We start from the raw sequence: 3,493 nt of genomic DNA, 5'->3' as shown, positions 1-3,493 counted from the left end.
GGTCGGTTATGCCAATGCGACATCGCTGCGCAAGCTGACCCTGAAGATGACCCGGTTGACGCCGGCATTGCTGCGCAGGCAGCTCTGATGCTGCTGGCACGCACCGGTTTTCAATAATCCCTATGGCCCACCGATGGCGGCCCGCTTAGCGTCCAGACTTCTTTCAGATGGAAACATGCACGTGGAAAGCAGGGATGACGTTGTCACACGGCTGCATCGGATCTTCCTTTCGGCCGGCATCGGCTCGGCCAAGCAGGTTGAAGTGGTCAGGGCGCTGGGGCGTGCCGGCGGCCCGCGGGCGGCGCAGCTGATTGGTCAGATCTACGACGAGGCCTTCAGCGGATCGACCATCCAGATGGCCTGCGTAGCGGCGCTGGGAGAAGCCGCGCGGTGCTGCCCGGCCACGGCGGAGGGCGGGTTCTGCGACGCGCGGCGGAAGGCGTCAGGCTGAGGCACCTGCACATCATCCAGACGCAACGTCGCCACGCTATGCTGCGCGCCTGCCGACCGATCCCACTGCGATGAAGCTCGCCATCCTGTCCCGCAACACCCGGCTGTACTCCACCCGTCGGCTGGTCGAGGCCGCGCGCGCGCGCGGCCATACCGTACGCATCCTGGATCCGCTGCGCTGCTACATGCGCATCGCCGCGGACGGCTTTTCCATGCACTACAAGGGCCGGCCGATGACTGGCGTGGACGCGGTCATCCCGCGCATCGGCGCTTCGGTCACCCGCTATGGCACCGCCGTATTGCGCCAGTTCGAACTGATGGGCGCACGCACGCCCAACCCGTCCGACGCGATCCTGCGCTCGCGCGACAAGCTGCGGGCGCACCAGCTGCTGGCGGCCAAGGGCATCGACATGCCAGTCACCGTCTTTGGCGACAACCCGGATGACACCGTCGACCTGTTGTCCATGCTCGGCCCGCCGCCGCATGTGGTGAAGCTCAATGAAGGCACCCAGGGCCGCGGTGTGATCCTCACCGAGAAGGCCAGCGCTTCGCGCGGCATCGTCGAAGCCCTGCGTGGGTTGTATGCCAACTTCCTGATGCAGGAGTTCATCGGCGAGGCCAAGGGCGCCGACCTGCGCTGCTTCGTGGTCGGCGACCAGGTGGTGGCGTCGATGCAGCGCCAGGCCCCGGAAGGGGATTTCCGTTCCAACCTGCATGCCGGCGGCACTGCGGTGGCGTCCAAGGCCAGCCGGTCCGAGCAGCAGGTGGCGGTGCGTTCTGCCAAGGCACTGGGGCTGGGCGTCTGTGGCGTGGATCTGATCCGCTCCGAGCGCGGCCCGCTGGTGCTGGAGGTGAACTCCACCCCGGGCCTGGAAGGGATCGAGGCTGCCTGCGGGGTGGACGTGGCCGCGCGCATCATCGAGCATGTCGAGAAAATCAGAAAACCCTGATATTTCAGTGGTTTGAAATTTAATTCAGGCGGGGTTGGCGGGTTTAACACCGCTTTAATCGCCCCGGGCGTAGCCTTCAACGAACCGCAGCTCTGCCTCTCAGCAGGATCGGTATTGGGATACAACTTCAGGCCCAGGCGGGTGCACCGCCTGGGTCTTTTTTATGTCCGGTGCCCCCTGCCAAGGGTCCCTTGTGGGCGCGCGGGGACACTCGTAGAGTTGGGCCTTCGTTCCGAAGGATCGGGAGGTTGGCGATGTACCGCACCACGATGATCGTGCTGTTGCTGTGCCTGCCTGGCGTTGCACTGGCCAAGCCGGAAAAAGCGGCTGTGCAGATGGACCGCCAGAGTCCGGTGGCCGAGCAGGTCCGCCAGGTCGAAAAAGCCCTGCAGCAGGGCGATTACAACGAAATCTCTGCCGAGGACCGCAGTCAGGTCCAGCAGGCACTGGCGCGGATCACCCAGCGGGTGGGCGACCGCCAGACCGTCCAGGAGCTGCCGCCGCAGGTGCAGAATGACGTTTTCAACGATCAGGAGCGGGTCAACAGCATCCTGACGCGCGCCCACAACGACAGTCGCCAGATCTGCTCGTACCAGCGCACCACGGGCAGCAACATGCCCAAGAGCCGCTGCCTGACCGTCGCCCAGCGGCGCCGTATCGAAGAGAAGGGCAAGGCCCTGCTCAATGACCAGCGCACCTACAGCAATTTGAACCCGGATTCCAAGCTTTAGGGCCACCTGCACCCTGCCTGCCAGCACTTGCTGGCAGAGCGCGCATCCGCATACAGTCGGCGTTCACCTCAAACAGGGATTCGTTTGTCATGAAGCATCCAGTGATATCAGCGGTTCTGGTCTCGGCATTGGCCCTGGTTGCTGCCTCGGCAGGGGCCAAGAGTGCCGAAGAGGTATTCCTGCCGGGCAAGCCGCTGCTGCAGCAGGTTGAGCGCATCGAGATCGAGCTCAACGACGGCGAAACCTATTCCGAACTGCGCCAGGAAGAGCGCGGCAAGGTCCGTGAGACCCTGGTTCGCATCCGCGCCGCCGCCGAGCAGTATCCGACCAGGGACGCGATGCCTGAATCGGTACGAACTGAGGTCTTCAACGATCAGCAGGTCGTGAACACCGTTTTGACACAGGCGCGTGAAGATAGTCGTCTAATATGCCGACGTGAGAAGGCCATCGGTTCCAACATGTCGTCCACGCAATGCATGACCGTCGCCGAGCGTGCTCGGCAGAAGGACAAGGCACAGCGCGACATGGGCCAGGCCCAGCGCGTCGGTAAATTCGTCAATTAGAGGTGACAGTGAGAATCCTGGTAATCGAAGACAACAGCGACATTGCGGCCAATCTGGGCGACTACCTGGAGGACCGGGGCCACACCGTGGACTTCGCTGCCGACGGAGTGACCGGGTTGCATCTGGCTGTCGTGCACGAGTTCGACGCGATTGTCCTGGATCTCAACCTGCCGGGCATGGACGGTATCGAGGTCTGCCGCAAGCTTCGCAACGAAGCACGCAAGCAGACCCCGGTGCTGATGTTGACCGCGCGCGATTCGCTGGACAACAAACTGGCCGGCTTCGATTCCGGTGCTGACGACTACCTGATCAAGCCGTTCGCGCTGCAGGAAGTGGAAGTGCGTCTGAACGCCCTGTCGCGTCGCGGCAAGGGCGTGCAGACCCGCGTGCTGGAAACCGGTGATCTGGAATACAACCTGGATACGCTGGAAGTGCGCCGCCAGGGCAAGCTGCTGCAGCTCAACCCGACCGCGCTGAAGATCCTGCAGGCGTTGATGGAAGCGGCCCCGGCCGTGGTCACCCGGCAGGAACTGGAAACCCGTGTATGGGGCGAAGAACTGCCCGATTCCGATTCGCTGCGCGTGCACATCCATGGCCTGCGCGCCGTGGTGGACAAGCCCTTTGAAGTGCCGATGATCCAGACCCGCCATGGCATCGGATACCGCATCGCCACGCCGGAAGCCTGATTCTGTGGCAAGCAAGGGGGAGCGCCGGCGCACGCCTTATCGGCGGCGCCTGCGCAGCCGCATCATCGTCTCGTTCGTGTTGTTGGGCTTCTGCCTGACGACACTGTTCGCGT

5 protein-coding genes and 1 pseudogene are annotated in these 3,493 nt (G+C 63.6%); all 6 read left to right on the top strand.

The window, feature by feature from the left end:
* Positions 1-175 precede the first annotated feature (175 nt).
* A complete protein-coding gene (locus DBR20_RS06580) occupies positions 176-451 on the top strand; it encodes a hypothetical protein (protein ID WP_229979541.1) in 276 nt (91 codons plus the stop codon).
* 70 nt (positions 452-521) lie between these two features.
* A complete protein-coding gene (gene rimK / locus DBR20_RS06575) occupies positions 522-1,400 on the top strand; it encodes a 30S ribosomal protein S6--L-glutamate ligase (RefSeq protein WP_108265615.1) in 879 nt (292 codons plus the stop codon).
* 254 nt (positions 1,401-1,654) lie between these two features.
* Positions 1,655-2,131 carry a hypothetical protein gene (locus DBR20_RS06570; protein ID WP_108265614.1) on the top strand — a complete coding sequence of 159 codons (477 nt, stop codon included), beginning with the start codon at positions 1,655-1,657 and terminating at the stop codon, positions 2,129-2,131.
* 89 nt (positions 2,132-2,220) lie between these two features.
* Positions 2,221-2,694, top strand: a complete 474-nt coding sequence (locus tag DBR20_RS06565; RefSeq protein ID WP_108265613.1) for a hypothetical protein — start codon at positions 2,221-2,223, stop codon at positions 2,692-2,694.
* A gap of 8 nt (positions 2,695-2,702) precedes the next feature.
* Positions 2,703-3,380, top strand: coding sequence for a response regulator transcription factor (locus DBR20_RS06560; RefSeq protein WP_025874286.1), 678 nt, complete (start codon positions 2,703-2,705; stop codon positions 3,378-3,380).
* A pseudogene (locus tag DBR20_RS22740) lies at positions 3,343-3,493 on the top strand (two-component sensor histidine kinase); the annotation flags it as partial. The gene DBR20_RS06560 and the pseudogene DBR20_RS22740, both read left to right, overlap by 38 nt.

It is taken from the genome of Stenotrophomonas sp. HMWF023, assembly GCF_003060985.1.
Taxonomy (GTDB): Bacteria; Pseudomonadota; Gammaproteobacteria; order Xanthomonadales; family Xanthomonadaceae; genus Stenotrophomonas; species Stenotrophomonas lactitubi.
The sequence above is the reverse complement of the archived record's forward strand: the minus strand, read 5'-3'. Positions and strand labels throughout refer to the sequence as shown.

Excerpts from the sequence above, each read along its gene's own strand:
- DBR20_RS06570 (WP_108265614.1), top strand. The coding sequence starts at position 1,655 with ATGTACCGCACCACGATGATCGTGCTGTTGCTGTGCCTGCCTGGCGTT.
- DBR20_RS06565 (WP_108265613.1), top strand. The coding sequence starts at position 2,221 with ATGAAGCATCCAGTGATATCAGCGGTTCTGGTCTCGGCATTGGCCCTG.
- rimK (WP_108265615.1), top strand. The coding sequence starts at position 522 with ATGAAGCTCGCCATCCTGTCCCGCAACACCCGGCTGTACTCCACCCGT.
- DBR20_RS06580 (WP_229979541.1), top strand. The coding sequence starts at position 176 with ATGCACGTGGAAAGCAGGGATGACGTTGTCACACGGCTGCATCGGATC.